General features: G+C 62.5%; 30 protein-coding genes. All 30 read right to left on the bottom strand.

Translation table 11 applies throughout. The features are described 5' to 3' along the window. Positions 1–64: 64 nt before the first annotated feature. Positions 65–1132, bottom strand: a complete 1068-nt coding sequence (locus QBJ92_RS08105) for a DNA-directed RNA polymerase subunit alpha (protein WP_242137497.1) — start codon at positions 1130–1132, stop codon at positions 65–67. Between the two features lie 94 nt (positions 1133–1226). Next, positions 1227–1616, bottom strand: a complete 390-nt coding sequence (gene rpsK / locus QBJ92_RS08100; protein WP_010164557.1) for a 30S ribosomal protein S11 — start codon at positions 1614–1616, stop codon at positions 1227–1229. A 54-nt stretch (positions 1617–1670) separates the two neighbouring features. Beyond that, positions 1671–2039, bottom strand: a complete 369-nt coding sequence (rpsM, locus tag QBJ92_RS08095; RefSeq protein ID WP_010164558.1) for a 30S ribosomal protein S13 — start codon at positions 2037–2039, stop codon at positions 1671–1673. 197 nt (positions 2040–2236) lie between these two features. Beyond that, positions 2237–3583: a HAMP domain-containing sensor histidine kinase gene (locus QBJ92_RS08090; RefSeq protein ID WP_277969177.1), complete on the bottom strand. Its 1347-nt coding sequence runs from the start codon at positions 3581–3583 to the stop codon at positions 2237–2239. Further along, positions 3580–4272, bottom strand: a complete 693-nt coding sequence (locus tag QBJ92_RS08085) for a winged helix-turn-helix domain-containing protein (RefSeq protein ID WP_277969176.1) — start codon at positions 4270–4272, stop codon at positions 3580–3582. Before QBJ92_RS08085 ends, QBJ92_RS08090 begins: the two co-directional genes overlap by 4 nt. A gap of 406 nt (positions 4273–4678) precedes the next feature. Then, positions 4679–5329, bottom strand: coding sequence for an adenylate kinase (locus tag QBJ92_RS08080; RefSeq protein ID WP_277969175.1), 651 nt, complete (start codon positions 5327–5329; stop codon positions 4679–4681). Positions 5330–5357: 28 nt separating this feature from the next. Beyond that, entirely contained in the window at positions 5358–6710 is a 1353-nt protein-coding gene (secY, locus tag QBJ92_RS08075; protein WP_277969174.1) for a preprotein translocase subunit SecY, read from the bottom strand. 192 nt (positions 6711–6902) lie between these two features. Beyond that, entirely contained in the window at positions 6903–7445 is a 543-nt protein-coding gene (gene rplO, locus QBJ92_RS08070; protein ID WP_277969173.1) for a 50S ribosomal protein L15, read from the bottom strand. A gap of 160 nt (positions 7446–7605) precedes the next feature. Next, positions 7606–7782, bottom strand: coding sequence for a 50S ribosomal protein L30 (gene rpmD / locus QBJ92_RS08065; RefSeq protein WP_277969172.1), 177 nt, complete (start codon positions 7780–7782; stop codon positions 7606–7608). Between the two features lie 5 nt (positions 7783–7787). Next, on the bottom strand, positions 7788–8513 hold the full coding sequence (rpsE, locus tag QBJ92_RS08060; RefSeq protein ID WP_277969171.1) for a 30S ribosomal protein S5: 726 nt from the start codon (positions 8511–8513) through the stop codon (positions 7788–7790). Between the two features lie 3 nt (positions 8514–8516). After that, positions 8517–8876, bottom strand: coding sequence for a 50S ribosomal protein L18 (rplR, locus tag QBJ92_RS08055; protein WP_277969170.1), 360 nt, complete (start codon positions 8874–8876; stop codon positions 8517–8519). Continuing rightward, positions 8876–9409, bottom strand: a complete 534-nt coding sequence (rplF, locus tag QBJ92_RS08050) for a 50S ribosomal protein L6 (protein WP_277969169.1) — start codon at positions 9407–9409, stop codon at positions 8876–8878. The genes rplR and rplF overlap by 1 nt, the downstream gene beginning before the upstream one ends. Then, positions 9409–9804 (bottom strand): 30S ribosomal protein S8, encoded by a 396-nt coding sequence (rpsH, locus tag QBJ92_RS08045; protein ID WP_277969168.1) that lies wholly within the window; start codon positions 9802–9804, stop codon positions 9409–9411. The genes rplF and rpsH overlap by 1 nt, the downstream gene beginning before the upstream one ends. 10 nt (positions 9805–9814) lie before the next feature. Continuing rightward, positions 9815–10120, bottom strand: coding sequence for a 30S ribosomal protein S14 (gene rpsN, locus QBJ92_RS08040; RefSeq protein ID WP_010164571.1), 306 nt, complete (start codon positions 10118–10120; stop codon positions 9815–9817). Between the two features lies 1 nt (position 10121). Further along, entirely contained in the window at positions 10122–10712 is a 591-nt protein-coding gene (gene rplE / locus QBJ92_RS08035) for a 50S ribosomal protein L5 (protein WP_277969167.1), read from the bottom strand. After that, positions 10705–11022 carry a 50S ribosomal protein L24 gene (gene rplX, locus QBJ92_RS08030; protein ID WP_242137509.1) on the bottom strand — a complete coding sequence of 106 codons (318 nt, stop codon included), beginning with the start codon at positions 11020–11022 and terminating at the stop codon, positions 10705–10707. The genes rplE and rplX overlap by 8 nt, the downstream gene beginning before the upstream one ends. Beyond that, positions 11022–11390, bottom strand: a complete 369-nt coding sequence (gene rplN, locus QBJ92_RS08025; protein WP_010164574.1) for a 50S ribosomal protein L14 — start codon at positions 11388–11390, stop codon at positions 11022–11024. Before rplN ends, rplX begins: the two co-directional genes overlap by 1 nt. A gap of 65 nt (positions 11391–11455) precedes the next feature. Beyond that, positions 11456–11728: a 30S ribosomal protein S17 gene (rpsQ, locus tag QBJ92_RS08020; RefSeq protein ID WP_010164576.1), complete on the bottom strand. Its 273-nt coding sequence runs from the start codon at positions 11726–11728 to the stop codon at positions 11456–11458. Positions 11729–11738: 10 nt separating this feature from the next. Beyond that, entirely contained in the window at positions 11739–11945 is a 207-nt protein-coding gene (rpmC, locus tag QBJ92_RS08015) for a 50S ribosomal protein L29 (RefSeq protein WP_010164578.1), read from the bottom strand. 1 nt (position 11946) lies between these two features. Next, positions 11947–12381 carry a 50S ribosomal protein L16 gene (gene rplP, locus QBJ92_RS08010; RefSeq protein ID WP_010164579.1) on the bottom strand — a complete coding sequence of 145 codons (435 nt, stop codon included), beginning with the start codon at positions 12379–12381 and terminating at the stop codon, positions 11947–11949. Positions 12382–12391: 10 nt separating this feature from the next. Further along, positions 12392–13093, bottom strand: a complete 702-nt coding sequence (gene rpsC, locus QBJ92_RS08005) for a 30S ribosomal protein S3 (protein WP_131531376.1) — start codon at positions 13091–13093, stop codon at positions 12392–12394. Further along, positions 13093–13470 (bottom strand): 50S ribosomal protein L22, encoded by a 378-nt coding sequence (rplV, locus tag QBJ92_RS08000; RefSeq protein ID WP_277969166.1) that lies wholly within the window; start codon positions 13468–13470, stop codon positions 13093–13095. Before rplV ends, rpsC begins: the two co-directional genes overlap by 1 nt. Next, entirely contained in the window at positions 13470–13745 is a 276-nt protein-coding gene (gene rpsS / locus QBJ92_RS07995; protein ID WP_010164582.1) for a 30S ribosomal protein S19, read from the bottom strand. Before rpsS ends, rplV begins: the two co-directional genes overlap by 1 nt. A 1-nt stretch (position 13746) precedes the next feature. Next, positions 13747–14601 (bottom strand): 50S ribosomal protein L2, encoded by an 855-nt coding sequence (gene rplB / locus QBJ92_RS07990; protein WP_010164583.1) that lies wholly within the window; start codon positions 14599–14601, stop codon positions 13747–13749. Between the two features lie 4 nt (positions 14602–14605). After that, positions 14606–14917, bottom strand: a complete 312-nt coding sequence (locus tag QBJ92_RS07985; RefSeq protein ID WP_277969165.1) for a 50S ribosomal protein L23 — start codon at positions 14915–14917, stop codon at positions 14606–14608. Beyond that, positions 14910–15536: a 50S ribosomal protein L4 gene (gene rplD, locus QBJ92_RS07980; protein ID WP_277969164.1), complete on the bottom strand. Its 627-nt coding sequence runs from the start codon at positions 15534–15536 to the stop codon at positions 14910–14912. Before rplD ends, QBJ92_RS07985 begins: the two co-directional genes overlap by 8 nt. A gap of 2 nt (positions 15537–15538) precedes the next feature. Continuing rightward, positions 15539–16294, bottom strand: coding sequence for a 50S ribosomal protein L3 (rplC, locus tag QBJ92_RS07975; RefSeq protein WP_277969163.1), 756 nt, complete (start codon positions 16292–16294; stop codon positions 15539–15541). A 248-nt stretch (positions 16295–16542) separates the two neighbouring features. Further along, positions 16543–16851 (bottom strand): 30S ribosomal protein S10, encoded by a 309-nt coding sequence (rpsJ, locus tag QBJ92_RS07970; protein WP_007406109.1) that lies wholly within the window; start codon positions 16849–16851, stop codon positions 16543–16545. A gap of 156 nt (positions 16852–17007) precedes the next feature. Then, the gene (tuf, locus tag QBJ92_RS07965) at positions 17008–18201 is read right to left on the bottom strand and encodes an elongation factor Tu (RefSeq protein WP_277969162.1); all 1194 of its coding nucleotides are present in this window, start codon (positions 18199–18201) and stop codon (positions 17008–17010) included. Between the two features lie 121 nt (positions 18202–18322). Further along, positions 18323–20419 carry an elongation factor G gene (gene fusA, locus QBJ92_RS07960; RefSeq protein WP_277969161.1) on the bottom strand — a complete coding sequence of 699 codons (2097 nt, stop codon included), beginning with the start codon at positions 20417–20419 and terminating at the stop codon, positions 18323–18325. Positions 20420–20459 lie beyond the last annotated feature (40 nt).

Below are 20459 nucleotides of genomic sequence, written 5' to 3'. Positions count from 1 at the left end.
GACGGTGGCCCACCCAAAATACCGTCGCACCCGCGGTTGCGGGAGCCCGTAAGACGCATGAGCCTTAGCCCATGATCTCCTGCTCGAGCTTCTTGGCCATCTCTTCGATGTTCTCAGGCGGCCAACCGGGGATTTCCATCCCCAGGCGGAGACCCATGCTCGACAGCACTTCCTTGATCTCGTTGAGCGACTTGCGGCCGAAGTTCGGCGTGCGCAGCATCTCGGCTTCGGTCTTCTGGACCAGATCGCCGATGTAGATGATGTTGTCGTTCTTGAGGCAGTTGGCGCTGCGAACCGAAAGCTCGAGCTCGTCGACCTTCTTGAGCAGGTAACGGTTGATCTGCTGCGTATCGCCCGAAACCTCGGTGCCACCAGCGGCAGGCGCTGCCTGGCCGATCGGGGCCTGACGCGTGACGCTCGAATCGTCGAAGCCGACGAACAGCGCGAGCTGGTCCTGCAGGATGCGACCGGCGTAACCGACGGCTTCCTCAGGCGAAACGGTGCCGTCGGTCTCGATCGTCAGCGTCAGCTTGTCGTAATCGAGTTCCTGCCCGACGCGGGTGTTCTCGACCTTGTAGCTGACCTGCTTGACCGGCGAATACAAAGCATCGACCGGGATGAGTCCGATCGGCGCGTCGGCCGGACGGTTGGCGACGGCGGGGACATAGCCCTTGCCGACGTCTGCGGTCAGTTCCATGTTCAGCGTCGCGCCATCATCGAGATGGCACAAAACGAGCTGCGGGTTCATCACTTCGATGTCGCCCGAAACCGCAATGTCGCCCGCCTTGACCGGACCCGGGCCCGTTGCCGACAGCTGGAGCCGCTTGGGGCCTTCACCCTGCATGCGCAAAGCGATCTGCTTCACGTTGAGCACGATGTCGGTCACGTCCTCGCGGACGCCCGCCAGCGACGAGAATTCGTGGAGAACGTTCTCGATCTTGATCGACGTCACCGCCGCGCCCTGCAGCGAAGACAACAAAACGCGCCGCAGCGCATTGCCGAGCGTCAGGCCGAAACCACGCTCCAGCGGCTCGGCGATGAAGGTCGCCTTGCGCTTGCCGTCACCGCCGGGCTTCTTTTCGAGGCCGGACGGCTTCTTCAGTTCCTGCCAGTTCTTTGCATTGACGGACATAGGCTATCCCTTGATTTTGGGTCGGCACGGGCGATGCCGACCAAGTGGGAATCGGACCGTGCAGCGCGATCAACCGCGCACGGCCGAGACGAAATCAGACGCGGCGACGCTTCGAAGGACGCACGCCGTTGTGCGGGATCGAGGTAACGTCACGGATCGAGGTGATCTGGAAACCGACCGCCTGCAGCGCGCGAAGCGCCGACTCACGGCCCGAACCCGGGCCCTTCACTTCGACTTCGAGCGTACGGACGCCGTGCTCGGCTGCCTTCTTGCCCGCGTCTTCCGCCGCGACCTGTGCCGCATACGGGGTCGACTTGCGCGAGCCCTTGAAGCCCATTGCGCCGGCCGACGACCACGAGATCGCATTGCCCTGGGCATCGGTGATCGTGATCATGGTGTTGTTGAAGCTTGCGTTCACATGCGCGACACCAGAAGTGATGTTCTTGCGCTCACGCCGCTTAATGCGTTGCGGTTCACGTGCCATTGTCTTGTCCTAACCCTACTGCAGGAGCGAGCCGCGGTCACCCGCGGCTCAAGCTCACTTCTTCTTACCGGCGATCGGCTTTGCCTTGCCCTTGCGGGTGCGCGCATTGGTATGCGTGCGCTGGCCGCGAACGGGGAGGCCCTTGCGATGGCGCAGGCCGCGATAGCAGGCCAGATCCATCAGGCGCTTGATGTTCATCGCGACGGTGCGACGAAGATCACCCTCGACCGTGTAATCGGCGTCGATGGTTTCGCGGATGTGGAGGACTTCCTGGTCGGTCAGGTCCTGCACGCGCGCGGTCATCGGAATGCCCAGCTTGGTGACGATTTCCTTGGCCTTGGTGTCTCCAATGCCGTGGATGTAGGTGAGCGCGATAACTACGCGCTTGTTGGTCGGGATGTTGACCCCGGCGATACGTGCCATGAACTTGGTTCTCCTGCTCCACGGGACCTGCATGGCTGCACATCCCATCTCATCGCGTTGCGCTACCGAACTCCGTGCCCCGTTGCGGAACGCAACATACCGACGAACGCACGCATGCGCCGCCGGAGACCGGTGGTTTGGAATGCCGGGCTAGTAAACATCGACTCGGCGCCTGTCAAGCACGCGCCATCGAATGCTTAACGAGAGATGGGAACCACGATCGCCGCGATCAACCCCGGTGCATTGTCGTGCAGTTCGACGCGCCCATCGTGCAACCGCGCAACCGCCTCGACCAGCGCCATGCCCAGCCCTGCCCCAGGCAGACTACGCGCCCGGTCGAGCCGCCCGAACCGCCGCAGCGCTTCCGCCCGATCCGCTTCCGCAATACCGGGCCCGCGATCCTCGACCTGGAAGCGCGCTTCATCGTCCCGTAGCGCGAGCCGCAGCACGATCTCACCGCCATTAGCGGCATGGCGCAGCGCATTGTCGATGAGGTTGGCGATCGCCTGCGTCATCAATTCGCGGTGGAGCGTGATCTGCGGCAGCGCGGGCGCGACGACCGCCTCGAACCGCATTCCGGCATCCTCCACCACCGGCGCGTACAGGTCGGCGATTTCCTCGACCAGCGTCGCCGGGTCGATCCGCGCGAGCCGGTCCCGCGATACGCTCTCGGCGCGTGTAATCTCGATCATCGTCGACAGCATCCGCATCACCAGATCGGTCTCGATCAGCAAGCCCCCCATTGCCGCCTCGCGTTGCGCGGGATCGGCCTGGAGCACCGCCGCTTCCGCCTTTGCGCGCAGCCGTGCCAGCGGCGAGCGCAGGTCGTGCGCGAGCCCGTCGGTGACGATTCTGAGTTCGCTCATCAACCGCTCGGTCTTGTCGAGCATCCCGTTGAGCCGCACCGCCAGCCGGTCGAACGCATCACCGCTCGCGGCATTGCCCACGCGCCGCGAGAGGTCGCCAGCGGCAACGCCTTCGATCACGTCCGCGACCCGGTCGAGACGCCGCCCGACATACCGCGTCACCACCAGCCCGCCCCCGATACCTAACGCGAGCGACAGAAGCATTGCGGCCGCCAGCGCGCGCTCGATCCCGCGTTGCTCGGCATCCCAATCGTCGAGCACGCGGCCACTCACCAGCCGATACGGACCGATCTGCCGCACCGCATAGCCGACCTCGCGATCCGACCACGGCGTTCCCATCGCGCGAATCCGGAAGCCGAGATTGGGCCACCGCGCGAGCCCATCGAGTTCGGGACCGACCCCGGCGATCAACCGGCCATCGCGCGCGATGACCGCGACGATCCGCGAAACATCGCCAGGCGCACGCGCTTCGCGGATCGTCCGACCGAGCGCGGGCAGGCCACCGGTGCGATACACCGCGATCAACGCGTCGGACTGCTCGACCGTGTCGCGGCGCAATTCATCGATCGCATCGTCGCGCACAACCTTCCAGACGAAGGCGACGAGCACGAGATTGGACACCAGCGCGAGCAGGATCGACAGCAGCGCGATCCGCGCCGTGACCGACAGGCGGATCAAGGTTCGACCGACAACCGATACCCGGCACCGCGCACCGTATGCAGGATCGGCGCAGGGAAGCCCTCCTCGAGCTTGCGCCGCAACCGCCCGATGTGCACGTCGACCACGTTCGAGCCCGGGTCAAAATGGTAATTCCAGATCTTCTCGAGCATCATCGTCCGCGTGACGACCTGCCCGGCATGGCGCGCCAGATATTCGAGCAGGTTGAACTCGCGCGCGCCGAGCATGATCGCCTTCCCTTGCCGCGCGACCGTGCGTGCGAGCAGGTCGATCTCAAGGTCACCGACCGACAACCGCGTGGTCTGGCCTTCTGCCGCGTTGCGATCGACCCGGCGGAAGATCGCATCGATTCGCGCGGTGAGTTCTGCGAAAGAAAACGGCTTGACGAGATAGTCATCCGCGCCCGCGTTAAGCCCGTCGATCCGGTCGTCGACCGTTCCCAGCGCCGAGAGGACCAACGTCGGGGTGCTGACGCCCGCAGCGCGAATCGCGCCGAGCATCGCCAGGCCGTTCAGACCCGGCAGCATCCGGTCCGCGATGATGAGATCGAAGATCCCCTCGCTGGCCAGGAACAGGCCGTCGCGGCCATCGCCGCAACTTTCCACGGCATAGCCAGCCTCAGCCAACCCTTTGGCGAGATAAGCGGCGGTCGAGTTATCGTCTTCGACGATCAGAATCTTGCGGGTCACAGGCGGCATTCCGGGCGGTTTCCTCATGCCTAGAATGAAATGAGGCCGACGGAAAGCGAGCCTTCCGCCGGCCAACGGCACCCCCGGGAGTGCGAGTGCCGATCTCGGTGATCATTTCCGGCCGCGTGCAACGGCCACGAGGCGAGGTTTGCACCGAATCGCCCGTGCGATCCGGTGACATTGAGGTGACGAAAATGTCATTTGGGGTTCTAGGATGTCGCGCGGATGCAGCGGGGAGCACACCGCCGCCCGCCACTCTTCTGCCGTCATGCTGAACTTGTTTCAGCATCCACCGCCCAACAAGGACGGTCCGAACTCGTGGAGGGCTGGACCCTGAAACAAGTTCAGGATGACGGGCGTGGGGGGTGCATGCCGTCAAGCGCCCAGCGCCAGCCCCCGCACCACATCAAACCGCGTCGAGAATGCCCTCGATCGCCTTGGACACGCTATCCATGTCCTTCATCCCGTCGACTCGCGCGAGAAGTCCACGCGCTTCGTAGATCGGGATGATTGGCTCGGTCTTCGCGCGATATTCGGCCATGCGCGTGCGCACGGTCTCTTCGTTATCGTCCGGACGCCGCTTGAACTCATGGTGCCCGCACATGTCGCACGTGCCGGCAACCTTGGGCTGCTTGAAATGGTCGTGATACCCGGCACCGCAATTGCCGCAGGTAAACCGCCCGACGATCCGCTCGACGAGTTTGTCCTCGTCGACGGTCAGCTCGATCACCTTGTCGAGCGTCCGGCCGCGTGCGGCGAGAATCGCGTCGAGCTGTTCGGCTTGCGCCGCGGTGCGCGGGTAGCCGTCGAAGATCACACCCTTGTCGGTGTCGCCCATGTCGAGCCGCTCGCCGATGATCCCCGAGACGATCTCGTCCGAAACGAGTTGCCCCGCCTCCATCACGGCCTTCGCCTGGAGCCCGACCGGGCTCCCCGACTTGACGGCCGCGCGCAGCATGTCGCCGGTCGAGAGCTGCACCATGCCGCGGTCGCTTTCGAGGCGCGCCGCCTGGGTGCCCTTGCCCGCGCCCGGGGGGCCCAACAAAATGATGTTCACGCGACTCTCCCGTTTACCGTTGCCGCGCTTAGCGCAGGCGCCCGCCCTTCAGCTTCGCCTTCTTGATCAAGTCACCATATTGGTGCGCGAGCAAGTGGCTCTGAATCTGCGTCACCGTGTCCATCGTCACGTTGACGACGATGAGCAGGCTCGTGCCGCCAAGGTAGAAGGGAATCGACAAGGCCGACACCAGATACTCGGGCAACAGGCAGATGATCGCGAGATAGCCCGCACCGATCACGGTGATGCGCGTCAGCACATAATCGAAATAGGTCTCGGTGTTCTTGCCCGGACGGATGCCCGGAATGAAGCCGCCATGCCGCTTCAGATTGTCCGCAGTCTCTTCCGGGTTGAACACGACCGCGGTGTAGAAGAACGAGAAGAAGATGATGCCCGCACCGTACAGCAGCATGTAGGCCACGCTGCCATGCTGCAGATACTGATTGAGCGTGATGACGACCGAACCCCACCAGGTGTCACCCGACACGTTCTTGCCCGCGAACTGCGTAATTGTCAGCGGCATTAGGAGCAAAGACGACGCAAAGATGGGTGGAATCACACCCGCGGTGTTGATTTTCAGCGGCAAATGGCTGCGATCCGACTGCATCCCGCGCTGCGTTTGACGCTTCGGATACTGGATCAGGATACGGCGCTGCGCGCGCTCCATAAAGCAGATGAACAGGATCAGCCCGGCAACCGCAACGATGATCGCAACAAGCGTGAATCCAGTGACGTTCCCGCCCCCGGTCCGCGCAGTCTGCGCAAGATTGAACAGCGTTGTCGGCAGGTTAGCGACGATACCGGCCATGATGATCAGCGACATGCCGTTGCCGATCCCGCGGCTGGTGATCTGCTCACCGATCCACATCAGGAACATCGTACCGCCGACGAGGCTGATCACCGACCCGACGATGAACAGCATGCCGGGATCGACCACGACGCCCTGGCTCTGGAACCCGAGGCTGAGGAAATATCCTTGAATGACAGTCAGTGCGACGGTGCCGAAGCGCGTGTACTGGTTAAGCCGCTTGCGCCCGCTCTCGCCTTCCTTCTTGATCGCGGCAAGCGTCGGCGACAGCGAGGTCGCGAGCTGCACCACGATCGAAGCGGTGATGTACGGGGTAACGCCCAATGCGATCAGGCTGGCACGCTTGAGCGAACCACCCGAAAAAGCGTTGAAAAAGTCGAGCACGCCGCCATTCGTGCGACTCGCCAGCGCAGCCAGCGCGGTCGGGTCGATCCCCGGCAGCGGCACGTAGCTGAGCAAGCGGAACACGATCAGCGCGCCGATGGTGAACCACAGCCGCTTCTTGAGGTCGGTCGCTTGCGCGAACTTCGACAGGCTGATGCTTGAGGCCATTTTATCGGCTGCGGATGCCATGCGGTTGATCGTCCTGGAAACGGAATCGACGGAAACAAAAACGGCGGGAAACGTTTTACCGCCCCGCCGCTTCATATAGGGGCCCGAACGGGCTTGTCTAATGCCTAGCGTTTACGCTCGACCAATATGCGCTTCGCCCCGGGAGGAGCCCAGGGCGGAGGCAAGATCGAAAACGCTACGCCAGAGCGACAGTTACGCCTTGAACGACGCCTTATGCGCCTGGCGCTCCTTGTACTTCACGCCCTTCTTGGCAGCAGCCTTTTCCTTGGCCGGCATGACATAAATCACGTCGACCGAACCACCAGCCTTCTCAACGGCTTCGATCGCGCCCTTCGAAGCGCCAGCGACAGTGAACTTGAGAACCGTGGTCAACTCGCCCTTACCGAGCAGACGAACGCCGTCCTTGCCGCCGCGCGCAAGGCCAGCGGCCTTGAGCGCCTCGTGATCGATCGCCGCACCGGCTTCGATCTTGCCCGCGTCGATCGCCTTCTGGATCGCACCGAGGTTCACCTCGGCATAATCCTTGGCGAAGATGTTGTTGAAGCCGCGCTTAGGCAGGCGCATGTGAAGCGGCATCTGGCCGCCTTCGAAGCCGGCGATGGAAACGCCCTCGCGGCTCTTCTGGCCCTTCTGGCCGCGTCCTGCGGTCTTGCCCTTGCCGGAACCGATACCACGGCCGACCCGCATCTTCGACTTACGCGCGCCCTGATTGTCGCGGATTTCATTGAGCTTCATGGTGCACTCGCTTTCGCTTTTGTCGCGCTGATAAAAAGAGAAAGGGGCCGTTAGCCCCCTTCTCCGGATTTGTCACTAGTGTTCCTGCCAAGGCAGGAACCCTGGCTCAGATGAGTAGCAGTTTGAACCTGGGTTACCGCCTGCGCAGCAACCCCAGCCCTTACGCCTCGATCTTCACCATATGCGCAACCTTGCGGATCATGCCGCGGACTTCCGGGCTATCCTCGAGTTCGCGCGTCTTGTGCATCTTGTTAAGGCCGAGACCGATCAGCGTTGCGCGCTGATCCTTCTCGCGGCGGATCGGCGAACCGGTCTGCGTGATCTTGATGGTCGCCATCGATATTACTCCGCGATCGCTTCGGCCTGGGCCTCGGCGACGTCCTTGTCCGCACCACCACGGCCGAGCAGGTCCGCAATCTTCTTGCCGCGACGCTGCGCTACCGCCTTCGGGCTGACCTGTGCGGTCAGCGCTTCGAAGGTTGCACGGATCATGTTGTAGGGGTTCGACGTACCGACCGACTTGGTCACCACGTCGCCGACGCCGAGTGCTTCAAAAACGGCGCGCATTGGGCCGCCTGCGATGATGCCCGTGCCCGGAGGTGCCGAGCGCAGCGTAACGAGGCCTGCACCGAAGTGCCCGCGACCGTCATGATGCAGCGTACGGCCTTCCTTGAGCGGAACGCGAACCATTGCCTTCTTGGCAGCAGCCGTCGCCTTGGAAATGGCTTCCGGCACTTCGCGTGCCTTACCATGACCGAAGCCGACACGACCCTTGCCGTCACCCACGACGACCAGCGCTGCGAAGCCGAAGCGCTTACCACCCTTGACCGTCTTCGAGACGCGGTTGATGTGAACCAGCTTCTCAATCAGCTCTTCGCCACCATCGTCGGAACCGGGACGGCCCCCACGATTGTCGCGACCGCCACGGCTATCACGGCCACCCCGGTTGGGGCCACCGCCGCCAGGACCGGTGCGACCACGACCACCACGCGGGCCACGGCCCTGCGGTGCGTCGTTCGGCGTCGTTGCCGGAGCGGCGGTTTCGCCGGTGTTGATCTCATCCGCCATGTCTTAGAACTCCAATCCGGCTTCGCGCGCGGCTTGCGCCAGCGCCTTGACGCGGCCGTGGAACAGGAAGCCGCCACGGTCGAACACGACCTGCGTCACGCCGGCTGCCTTGGCAGCCTCTGCAACGCGCGTGCCGACTGCAGTCGCTGCATCGATGTTGGCTCCGGTCGTGTCGCGCACGTCCTTCTCCAGCGTCGAGGCAGAGGCGACCGTCACGCCCTTGGCGTCGTCGATGATCTGCGCATAGATGTGACGACCCGAGCGATGGATCGAAAGGCGCGGACGCCCCGAGCCACGCGCGCGGAGCGCGGTGCGGTTGCGGCGGCGCCGCTTCTCGAACAGAGACATACCCTTGGTAGCCATTACTTCTTTTTCCCTTCCTTGCGGAAGATGAACTCGCCGTCATACTTGATACCCTTGCCCTTGTACGGCTCGGGCTTGCGCCAGCGACGGATTTCAGCGGCCAACTGGCCGACCTTCTGCTTGTCGGTGCCCGAAATCTCGATCGTCGTGTTGTCGGGGGTCTTGACCTCGATCCCCTCCGGCACGTTGATGTTGACGTCGTGGCTGTAGCCAAGCTTCAGGTTCAGATTGCGACCCTGGGCCGCGGCACGATAACCAACGCCGTTGATCAGCAGCTTCTTGGTGAAGCCGTCCGACACGCCGGTGATCAGGTTCTGAACCATGGTACGCTGCATGCCCCAGAAGGCACGTGCGCGCTTGGTGTCGTTCGCGGGGACGACCGAAATGCCGCCGTCCTCGAGCGTGTAGCTGATCTCGTCGCGCAGCGGCATCGCGAGGGTGCCCTTGGGGCCCTTCACGCTGATCTGCCCGCCGTCGATCGTCGCAGTGACGCCGGCGGGAACGGTGATCGGCTTTTTACCGATGCGGCTCATCAGAACACCTCCGCGAGGACTTCGCCGCCGACATTCTGCTCACGCGCTTCCGCGTCGGACAGAACACCCTTGGGGGTGGAAACGATCGTAATGCCGAGGCCGTTCATGATCCGCGGCAATTCGGTCGAACCCGAATAGACGCGACGACCGGGCTTCGAGACACGAGCGACGTGCTTGATCGCGGGCTGGCCCTCAAAATACTTCAGCTCAATGCGGATGCCGGCCGCAGGGCCCATCTGCTCTTCGCTATAGCCACGGATGTAGCCTTCGCGCTGGAGCACATCGAGAACGTGGGTCCGCAGCTTGGAGCCCGGCGTCAGGACAGAGTCCTTGCGCGCGCGCTGGCCGTTGCGGATGCGGGTGAGCATATCACCCAGGGGATCGGTCAATGCCATCTCGTGATCCTTACCAGCTCGACTTCGTAACGCCGGGGATGAGGCCCTTGTTGGCCAGATCGCGCAGCTGAATACGGCAGAGACGGAACTTGCGATAATATGCGCGCGGACGACCCGTCAGCTCGCAGCGGTTGCGGATGCGCGTCGGGTTCCCGTTGCGGGGAATCTCGGCCATCTTGAGGCGGGCTTCGATCCGCTCGCCGTCGCTCAGCGTGCTGTCGGCAGCGATTGCCTTCAGCGCGGCGTACTTGGGAGCGTACTTCTTGACGAGCATCTTACGACGCTCGTTCTTGTTCACCGAACTTACCTTGGCCATCTTATGCCGCCTTCTTCTGGTCGTCAGCAGACTCTTCGATCGGGAATGGGAAGCCGAACAAACGCAGCAACTCGCGCGCCTCGTCGTCGGTCTTCGCGCTGGTCGTGACGATCACGTCGAGACCGCGGATCTTGTCAATCTTGTCGTAGCTGATTTCCGGGAACACCAGCTGCTCCTTCAGGCCGCAGGCATAGTTGCCGCGTCCGTCGAACGACTTGGGGTTGAGCCCGCGGAAATCGCGAACGCGCGGGAGCGCGATCGTGATGAAACGGTCGAGGAATTCGTACATGCGCTCACGGCGAAGCGTGACCTTGACGCCGATCGGCATGCCCTCACGCAGCTTGAACTGCGCGATCGACTTCTTGGCCTTGGTCACGACCGGGCGCTGCCCTGCGATCAATTCCATTTCGCCGAAAGCCTGGTCGACCTTCTTCTTGTCCTGCGTCGCTTCGCCCACGCCCATATTGAGCGTGATCTTTTCGATGCGCGGAACTTCCATCGCGTTCTTGTAGCCGAACTTCTCGGTCATCGCTGCGACGACCTTGTCGTCGTAGATGCCCTTCATGCGGGGCTTGGTAGCTGCATCAGCCATCGATCTTGTCTCCGGTCTTGACCGCAACACGAACCTTCTTGCCGTCCTGGGTCTCGAAACGAACGCGCGTCGGCTTGCCGTCGGCGGTCACATGCGCGACCTTCGAAACGTGCAGCGGCGCTTCCGAACGCATCAGGCCACCCTGCGGGTCACCCTGGCTCGGCTTGGTGTGGCGAACGGCGATGTTCACGCCGGAAACAACGACCTTGCCGTCCTTCGGCATCGCCATCGTCACGTCACCGGTCTTGCCCTTGTCCTTGCCGGACAGGACGATGACGCGGTCGCCTTTCTTGATACGTGCAGCGGCCATTACAGCACCTCCGGCGCAAGGCTGATGATCTTCATGTGCTTCTTGCCGCGAAGCTCACGCACGACTGGGCCAAAGATACGGGTGCCGATCGGCTCCTCGTTCTTGTTGACCAGCACGGCCGCATTCGAATCGAAGCGGATCACGGTGCCATCGGCGCGGCGAATGTCCTTCGCCGTCCGCACGATGACGGCACGATGCACGTCGCCCTTCTTCACGCGGCCGCGCGGTGCGGCCTCCTTCACGCTGACGACGATGATGTCGCCAACGCCTGCAACACGACGCTTGGAACCCCCAAGCACCTTGATGCACATAACCCGCTTCGCGCCGCTGTTGTCAGCGACCTCGAGATTGGATTGCATCTGGATCATTGGATCCGCTTCCTTCTCATCTGGGGCCGATACCGACCGGTCCCCGCCTCAATAAACGTTGACGCTTACGCGTCGACGTCAACTCGCTGCGGCGTCGCGTGGGCATTAACCCGCTCGATCACCTTCCACGTCTTCAGCTTGGAAATCGGTGCGGTCTCTTCGATCCGCACGATCTCGCCGAGCTTGAATTCGTTGCCCTCGTCATGGGCATGGTACTTCTTGGTACGACGAATGATCTTGCCGTAGAGCGCATGCTTGACCTTGCGCTCCACGTTCACGACCACCGTCTTGTCGCCCTTGTCGGAGACGATCAGCCCCGTCAGCACGCGCTTTGGCATGTCTAAATCCTTACTTTGCCGCAGTGTCGCGCGAACGCGCGGTCTGCAGGGTCTTGATGCGAGCGATGTCGCGACGGACTTCACGAACCCGGCTCGGCTTTTCGAGCTGGTTGGTCGCGGCCTGGAAACGGAGGTTGAACGCCTCGCGCTTCAGGTTGCCGAGCTCTTCACCCAGCTGGTCCTCGGACTTCGCCTTGAGGTCGTCAATGCGGGCCATCTTATGCAACTCCCAGATGCGAGGTGTCGCCGAGACGGGCAACGACCTTCACCTTGATCGGCAGCTTCATCGCTGCGCGGCTGAACGCCATAGCGGCAATGTCACCCGGAACGCCATCCAGTTCGAACAGGATGCGGCCTGGCTTGACGCGGGCTGCCCAATATTCCGGCGAGCCCTTGCCCTTACCCATGCGGACTTCGGCGGGCTTGCCCGAGACGGGAACGTCCGGGAAAACGCGGATCCACAAACGGCCCTGGCGCTTGATGTGACGCGTGATCGCGCGGCGAGCCGCCTCGATCTGGCGTGCGGTGAGACGATCCGGCTCCATCGCCTTCAGGCCATACGACCCGAAGTTGAGCGTGGTGCCACCCTTGGCGTCGCCATGGATGCGGCCCTTGAAGGCCTTGCGGAACTTGGTCTTTTTCGGTTGCAGCATGATCTATTCCTTAGCGGCGCGGATCAGGCCGGACGCCGGAAGTCTGTGCTTCCATCATCAGCCGGTCGGTCGCCATCGGGTCATGACCCAGGATTTCGCCCTTGAAGATCCAGACCTTCACGCCGCACACGCCGTACGCGGTGTGTGCCTGCGCTTCGGCGTAATCGACGTTTGCGCGCAGCGTGTGGAGCGGAACGCGACCTTCGCGATACCATTCCGACCGTGCGATCTCGGCGCCGCCAAGACGGCCACCGCAGTTGATCCGGATGCCTTCGGCACCGAGACGCATCGCCGACTGAACCGCACGCTTCATGGCGCGACGGAAAGCGATACGACGCTCGAGCTGATCGGCGATGCCCTGTGCGACGAGCTTGCTGTCGACTTCCGGCTTGCGGATCTCGACGATGTTGAGGCTGACGTCCGAAGAAGTCATCGCACCGAGGGTACGACGCAGCTTCTCGATGTCCGCACCCTTCTTGCCGATGATCACGCCAGGGCGTGCCGCGAAGATCGAGACGCGGCACAGCTTGGCCGGACGGTCGATCACCACCTTGGAGATCGCGGCCTGCGGCAGCGTCTTCATGATGTAAGCGCGCATCTTGAGGTCTTCGAGGAGAAGACGACCGTAGTCAGCGCCTTCGGCGTACCAACGGCTGTCCCACGTACGGTTGATCTGCAGGCGCAGACCGATCGGGTTCGATTTCTGACCCATTATGCTTCTTCCTGCTCGCGCACGACGATGCGCAGACGGCTGAACGGCTTGAGGATGCGCGTCGACTTGCCGCGACCGCGGGTCGCGAAACGCTTCATCACGATCGACTTGCCAACCGAAGCCTCTGCAACGACGAGCGAGTCGACGTCGAGATTATGGTTGTTCTCGGCGTTGGCGATGGCCGAAGCCAGCACCTTGCGCGCGTCGTCCGCCATGCCCTTGGTCGAGAACTGCAGGATGTTCATCGCGTCGCCGACCTTCTTGCCGCGGATCAGCGCTGCAACCAAACCGAGCTTCTGCGCCGAACCACGAATCTGCGTGCCGACCGAGAGCGCCTCGTTATCCGCCACGCGGCGGGGAGCTTTTGCCTTAGACATTAGCGCTTGCCCTTCTTGTCCGCGGCATGGCCGGGGAAATAGCGGGTGGGCGCGAACTCGCCGAGCTTCATGCCCACCATGTCCTCGTTGACCGAGACCGGCACGAACTTGCGGCCGTTATAGACGCTGAACGTGAGGCCGACGAACTGTGGCAGGATCGTCGAGCGACGCGACCAGGTCTTGATCGCACCGCGCGCGTTGGTTTCCTGCGCGGTTTCTGCCTTCTTGAGCAGATGAAGGTCCACGAACGGACCCTTCCAGACTGAGCGAGCCATCTTAGCCCTTCCTCTTCGTCGAATGACGCGAACGGATGATCATCTTATCCGTCGACTTGTTGTGACGGGTGCGCGCACCCTTCGTCGGCTTGCCCCATGGCGTGACCGGATGACGGCCACCCGAGGTACGGCCTTCACCACCGCCGTGCGGATGGTCGACCGGGTTCTTCGCGACACCACGCGTCAGCGGGCGGATGCCCAACCAGCGGTTACGACCGGCCTTCGCCAGGTTGGTGTTGCCATTGTCCGGATTCGACACCGCTCCGACCGTCGCCATGCAATTGGCGTGGAGGTAACGCTGCTCGCCCGAGTTGAGACGGACCATGACCATGCCCTTGTCGCGACCGACGACCTGCACGTACGTGCCTGCCGAACGCGCGAGCTGACCGCCCTTGCCCGGCTTCATCTCGACGTTGTGGACGATCGTGCCAACCGGCATCTGGCCCAGTTCCATCGCGTTGCCCGGCTTAACGTCGGTCTTCTTGTCCGCGATCACCTTGTCGCCAACGGCGAGGCGCTGCGGCGCGATGATGTACGCGACGTTTTCCTTGCCATCGGCAGTCTGACCGTAGTTGATCAGCGCGATGAAGGCAGTTCGGTTGGGATCATATTCGATCCGCTCGACCACGCCATCGACGCCCCAGTTACGGCGCTTGAAGTCGATGATGCGGTAGCGCTGCTTGTGACCGCCGGCGATGCCGCGCGAGGTCACATGGCCCTTGTTGTTGCGCCCACCGGTCTTGCGCTTGCCTTCGGTCAGCGCCTTGACGGGGCCGCCCTTGTGCAACGCCGAACGGTCGACGAGGATGAGCCCGCGTTGGCCGGGGCTGGTCGGATTATAATGCTTCAGTGCCATCGGATCAGATCCCCGTCGTCACGTCGATGGACTGACCGTCCTTCAACGTCACGATCGCCTTCTTGATGTCGGACCGCGTGTAGGGCGCACCCTTCCACTTCTTGGTCTTGCCCTTCTGGACGATCGTGTTGACCCCCAGAACGGTCACGTCGAACAGCGCCTCGACTGCAGCCTTGATCTGCGGCTTGGTCGCGTCGTTGGTGACCTTGAACACAACGGCGTTATGCTCGCTGAGCAACGTCGCCTTCTCGGTGATGTGCGGTGCAACGATCACGTCGTAATGACGCGCGTCGATCGCGGTTTTTGGCTTAGCCATTGAAGCGCGCCTCCAGCATTTCGACGGCAGCGCGGGTCAGGACCAGCGTGTCGTGCTTCAGGATATCGTACACATTGGCGCCTGCAGCCGGCATCACGTTGATCGTGTGCAGGTTGCCCGCGGCCAGTGCGAAGCTCGTGTCGACCATGTCACCGTCGATCACGAGTGCGGTCTTGCCCGCACCGATGTTCGACCAGCTGCCGATCAGCGTCTTGGTCTTGTTCGCCTCGACAGCCAGACTGTCCATGACGACCAGCGTGCCAGCCTGCGCATGGCTCGAAAGCGCCATCTTCAGACCGAGCGCACGAACCTTCTTGTTCAAGCCAGGATTGAAGTCGCGGGTCCGCTGACCGTGCGCCTTACCACCACCGACGAAGATCGGTGCGCGGCGATCGCCGTGACGAGCCGTACCGCCGCCCTTCTGGCGACCGAACTTCTTGCCGGTGCGAGCAACGTCGGCGCGCTCACGCGTACCACTTGCGGTCGCACGACGCTTTTCGAGCTGCCAGGTAACGACGCGGTGCAGAATGTCAGCGCGCGGATCGAGGCCGAAGACCTCGTCGTTGAGCTCGACTTCCGTGCCGGCTGCGCCGTCGAAAGACTGAGAGGTAACCTTCATGATCAGCCCTCCTGGCCGTCAGTCGCATCCACAGTCGCGACGTCGGAAGGCGTCTCGGCGGGAGCGGTGTCGTTGTTGTTGGCGACCTGACGGAGACCGGCGGGGTAAGGCGCATCGGCGTGACGCGCGACCTTCACCGAATCCTTGACGAGCAACCAGCCACCCTTCGAGCCAGGGACCGAACCCTTGACGAAGATGAGGCCACGCTCGACGTCGGTCGATACGATTTCAAGATTCTGCTGGGTGCGGTTCTTGTCGCCCATCTGCCCGGCCATCTTCTTGTTCTTGAAGACCTTGCCCGGATCCTGACGCTGACCGGTCGAACCGAGCGAACGGTGCGAGACCGAGACGCCGTGGGTCGCGCGCAAACCGCCGAAGCCCCAACGCTTCATGCCGCCCTGGAAGCCCTTACCCTGGGTCACGCCCTGGATATCGACGATCTGGCCAGCAACATAATGATCTGCCGAAATTGTCGAGCCGACTTCGAGGACTGCATCCTCGGCGACACGGAATTCGGCGACCTTCGCCTTGGGCTCGACTTCGGCCTTGCCGAAGTGGCCACGCTGCGGCTTGGCGACGTTCTTCGCCTTCGCAACGCCAGCACCAAGCTGTACGGCAGTATATCCATCACGGTCGGCCTCGCGAACGGCCACCACTTGCAGATTTTCCAGTGCCAGGACGGTGACGGGCACATGGCGCCCATCGTCCTGGAACAAGCGGGTCATCCCCAACTTTTTCGCGATCACGCCAGTGCGCATGACCAATGCTCCAATCAGTGCAGAGGCACATCCCGGACCATTCCGAAACATGCGTGCTGGGCCCCCGTCGAAGCATCGCTCCGACGAGAACCCGGTTCAGCCCAATTTTCTTTTATACTGCTGCCCCGACCCGGGCTGGTGCCCCCGCTATGACGGGAAACGTGTCGGGGGACGCAGACCCAGCAAACGCTGGCGGTATCCCTATCAGGCCCGTCGAAACGGGCCGAATCTCTTGCGAAGCGTCGCTATTAGGCGAGCTTGATCTCGACGTCAACGCCTGCGGCGAGATCGAGCTTCATCAGCGCATCAACCGTCTGCGGGGTTGGCTGAACGATGTCGAGCATGCGCTTGTAGGTGCGGACTTCGAACTGCTCACGCGACTTCTTGTCGATGTGCGGGCCACGGTTGACCGTGAACTTCTCGATGCGCGTCGGCAAAGGAATAGGGCCACGGATGAGAGCGCCGGTGCGGCGCGCAGTGTCGGCGATGTCGCCGGTCGCCTGATCGAGCACGCGGTGATCGAACGCCTTCAGACGGATGCGGATGTTGCTGTCCATAGTCCCTACCAATGCGAAAGAGCGGGCCCGTTACCGGGCGCTAGTTAGTTTCAATTAAAACCGGAGGCGGGGCATTACAGCGGCCTCCATAAAAAGGCAACCGCCCGCGCCTCGATTTGAGGCGCGGGCGGCAGCTTTTTTTTCAGACGATGTGTCTTACTTGGCGATCGCGCTAACGATGCCCGAGCCGACCGTACGGCCACCTTCACGGATCGTGAAGCGCTGGCCAACGTCCATGGCGATCGGTGCGATCAGCTTGACGCCGAGGGCAACGTTATCGCCGGGCATGACCATCTCGGTGCCCTCAGGCAGCTCGACCGTGCCGGTAACGTCCGTGGTCCGGAAGTAGAACTGCGGGCGGTAGTTGGCAAAGAACGGCGTGTGACGGCCACCCTCGTCCTTCGACAGCACGTAAACTTCCGAGTTGAAGTCGGTGTGCGGCTTGATCGAGCCGGGCTTGCAGAGAACCTGGCCACGCTCGACTTCTTCACGACCAACGCCGCGGATCAGCGCGCCGATGTTGTCGCCTGCCTGGCCCTGGTCGAGCAGCTTGCGGAACATCTCGACGCCCGTGACGGTCGTCTTGCGGACTGCCGGGTGAATACCAACGATCTCGACTTCCTCGCCAACCTTGACGATGCCGGTCTCGACGCGGCCGGTGACAACCGTACCACGACCCGAGATCGAGAACACGTCCTCGATCGGCATCATGAACGGCTTGTCGAGCGGACGCTCGGGCTGCGGCAGGTACGTGTCGACAGCCTGCATCAGCTTGAGAACGGCGTCATGGCCGATCTCGGGCGTGACGTCGTTGAGTGCTGCAACAGCCGAACCCTGGATGACCGGAATGTTGTCGCCGTCGAAGTCATACGACGAGAGCAGCTCGCGGATTTCCAGCTCGACGAGCTCGAGAATCTCGGCGTCGTCGACGAGGTCGACCTTGTTCATGAACACGACCATCGTCGGCACGCCGACCTGGCGTGCGAGCAGGATGTGCTCGCGGGTCTGCGGCATCGGGCCGTCGGTCGCCGAGACGACGAGGATCGCGCCGTCCATCTGTGCCGCACCGGTGATCATGTTCTTCACATAATCGGCGTGGCCCGGGCAATCGACGTGCGCGTAGTGACGTGCTTCGGTCTCATACTCGACGTGTGCGGTCGAGATCGTGATGCCGCGCTCGCGCTCCTCGGGAGCCTTGTCGATGTTGGCATAGCTGGTGAACGTGGCGCCACCGGTCTCAGCGAGCACCTTGGTGATCGCAGCCGTGAGCGACGTCTTGCCGTGATCGACGTGGCCGATCGTGCCGATGTTAAGATGCGGCTTGTTCCGCTCAAACTTTGCCTTCGCCATGATTTCCTACCTTATTGATCGTTTTCGGTTCGCCCGGAGCGCCACGCGAAGCGCGCCCCATAGCGAGAGTTTTTCGGTAGCGCCAGCCCTGACGCCCATCTCGGGCGTCAGGTTTGGTGCCTTAGGCCAGCTTGGCCTTCACTTCGTCCGCAACGTTCGCGGGGACTTCCTCGTAATGCGAGAACTGCATCGAGTAGTTCGCACGACCCTGCGTGAACGAGCGCAGCGCGTTCACATAGCCGAACATGTTCGCCAGCGGAACCATCGCGTCCACCGACTGCGCGTTGCCGCGGGTATCGGTGCCCTGGATCTGGCCACGGCGGCTGTTCATGTCGCCGATCACGTCGCCCAGGTAATCCTCAGGCGTCACGACCTCGACCTTCATGATCGGCTCGAGCAGCTTGATCCCGGCCTTCTGCGCGACTTCACGCATTGCGCCGCGAGCACAGATTTCGAACGCCAGCGCCGACGAGTCGACGTCATGGTAGGCGCCGTCATAAACGAGGATCTCGAAGTCGATGATCGGGAAGCCCACCAGCGAACCGGTAGCAGCGGTCTCGCGGAAGCCCTTTTCAATCGCGGGGATATATTCCTTCGGAATATTACCGCCCTTGATCTCATCCTTGAAAATGATGCCCGAACCGCGCTCGCCTGGCGTAACCTTGACCTTCACGCGACCGAACTGACCGGTACCACCCGACTGCTTCTTGTGGGTGTAATCCACGTCGACTGGCTTGCCGAGATATTCACGGTAAGCAACCTGCGGCGCGCCGACGTTTGCTTCGACCTTGAACTCACGCTTCATGCGATCGACCAGGATCTCAAGATGGAGCTCGCCCATGCCCTTGATGATGGTCTGGCCCGACTCGGAGTCCGACGAAACGCGGAACGACGGATCCTCGCGTGCGAGACGATTGAGCGCGACGCCCATCTTCTCCTGGTCGGCCTTGGTCTTGGGCTCGACCGAAAGCTCGATCACCGGCTCAGGGAATTCCATCCGCTCGAGGATGATCGGAGCGTTCATCGCGCAGAGCGTGTCGCCCGTCGTGGTGTCCTTGAGGCCTGCGAGAGCGACGATGTCGCCCGCGTATGCCAACTGGATGTCCTCGCGCTCGTTCGCATGCATCAGCAGCATGCGACCGACCTTTTCCTTCTTGTCCTTGACCGAGTTCGTGACCTGCGACGCGGTCTCGAGCTTGCCCGAGTAAATGCGCGCGAAGGTCAGCGTACCCACGAACGGATCGTTCATGATCTTGAACGCCAAGGCCGAGAACGGTGCCTCATCCGACGAAGGACGCTCGTCGACGGTCGTGCCGTCGAGCTTGAGGCCCTGAATTGCCGGAACGTCGAGCGGCGACGGCAGATAGTCGACGACCGCGTCGAGCAGGGGCTGGACGCCCTTGTTCTTGAACGCCGAACCGCAAACCACCGGAACGAACGAGAAGTTGAGCGTGCCCTTGCGGATCAGCTTCTTCAGGTCGGCCGTGCTCGGCTCGTTGCCCTCGAGATACGCCTCCATCAGCGCGTCGTCCTGCTCGACCGCCATTTCGATCAGGTCGCTGCGATACTTCGCTGCCTTGTCGACAAGATCCTCGGGGATCTCGGCATATTCGAACTTCGCGCCGAGGCTCTCTTCGAGCCAGATGATCGCACGGTTCTCGACGAGATCGACGAGACCCTTGAAGCCGCCTTCCATGCCGATCGGGAGATACAGCACAGCCGGACGCGCACCCAGGCGATCGATGATCGACTGAACGCAGAAATAGAAATCAGCACCAGTCCGGTCGAGCTTGTTGACGAAGCACATCCGCGGAACTTTGTACTTTTCAGCCTGACGCCACACCGTCTCGGACTGCGGCTCAACGCCGGCAACGCCATCGAAACAGGCAACCGCACCGTCGAGCACGCGCAGCGAGCGCTCGACTTCAATCGTGAAGTCGACGTGGCCGGGGGTGTCGATGATGTTGATCAGGTGCTCTTCGCCCTTGCCTTCTTCGGCGCGCCACTTGCACGTCGTAGCGGCGGACGTGATCGTGATCCCGCGCTCCTGCTCCTGTTCCATCCAGTCCATCGTCGCAGTGCCTTCATGCACTTCGCCGATCTTGTAGGACTTGCCGGTGTAATAGAGGATACGCTCGGTCGTCGTCGTCTTGCCGGCGTCGATGTGCGCCATGATGCCGATGTTGCGATAGCGGTCCAGCGGATGGCTGCGGGCCATGATCGTGCTTCCTTAAGGATATGGGGAGCCAGCGAAACCG

Origin of the sequence: Sphingomonas echinoides, from assembly GCF_029623395.1 — a bacterium.
GTDB lineage: Bacteria > Pseudomonadota > Alphaproteobacteria > Sphingomonadales > Sphingomonadaceae > Sphingomonas > Sphingomonas echinoides_A.
Note: the sequence above shows the minus strand (reverse complement) of the source record. Positions and strands in the feature narration are given on the sequence as shown.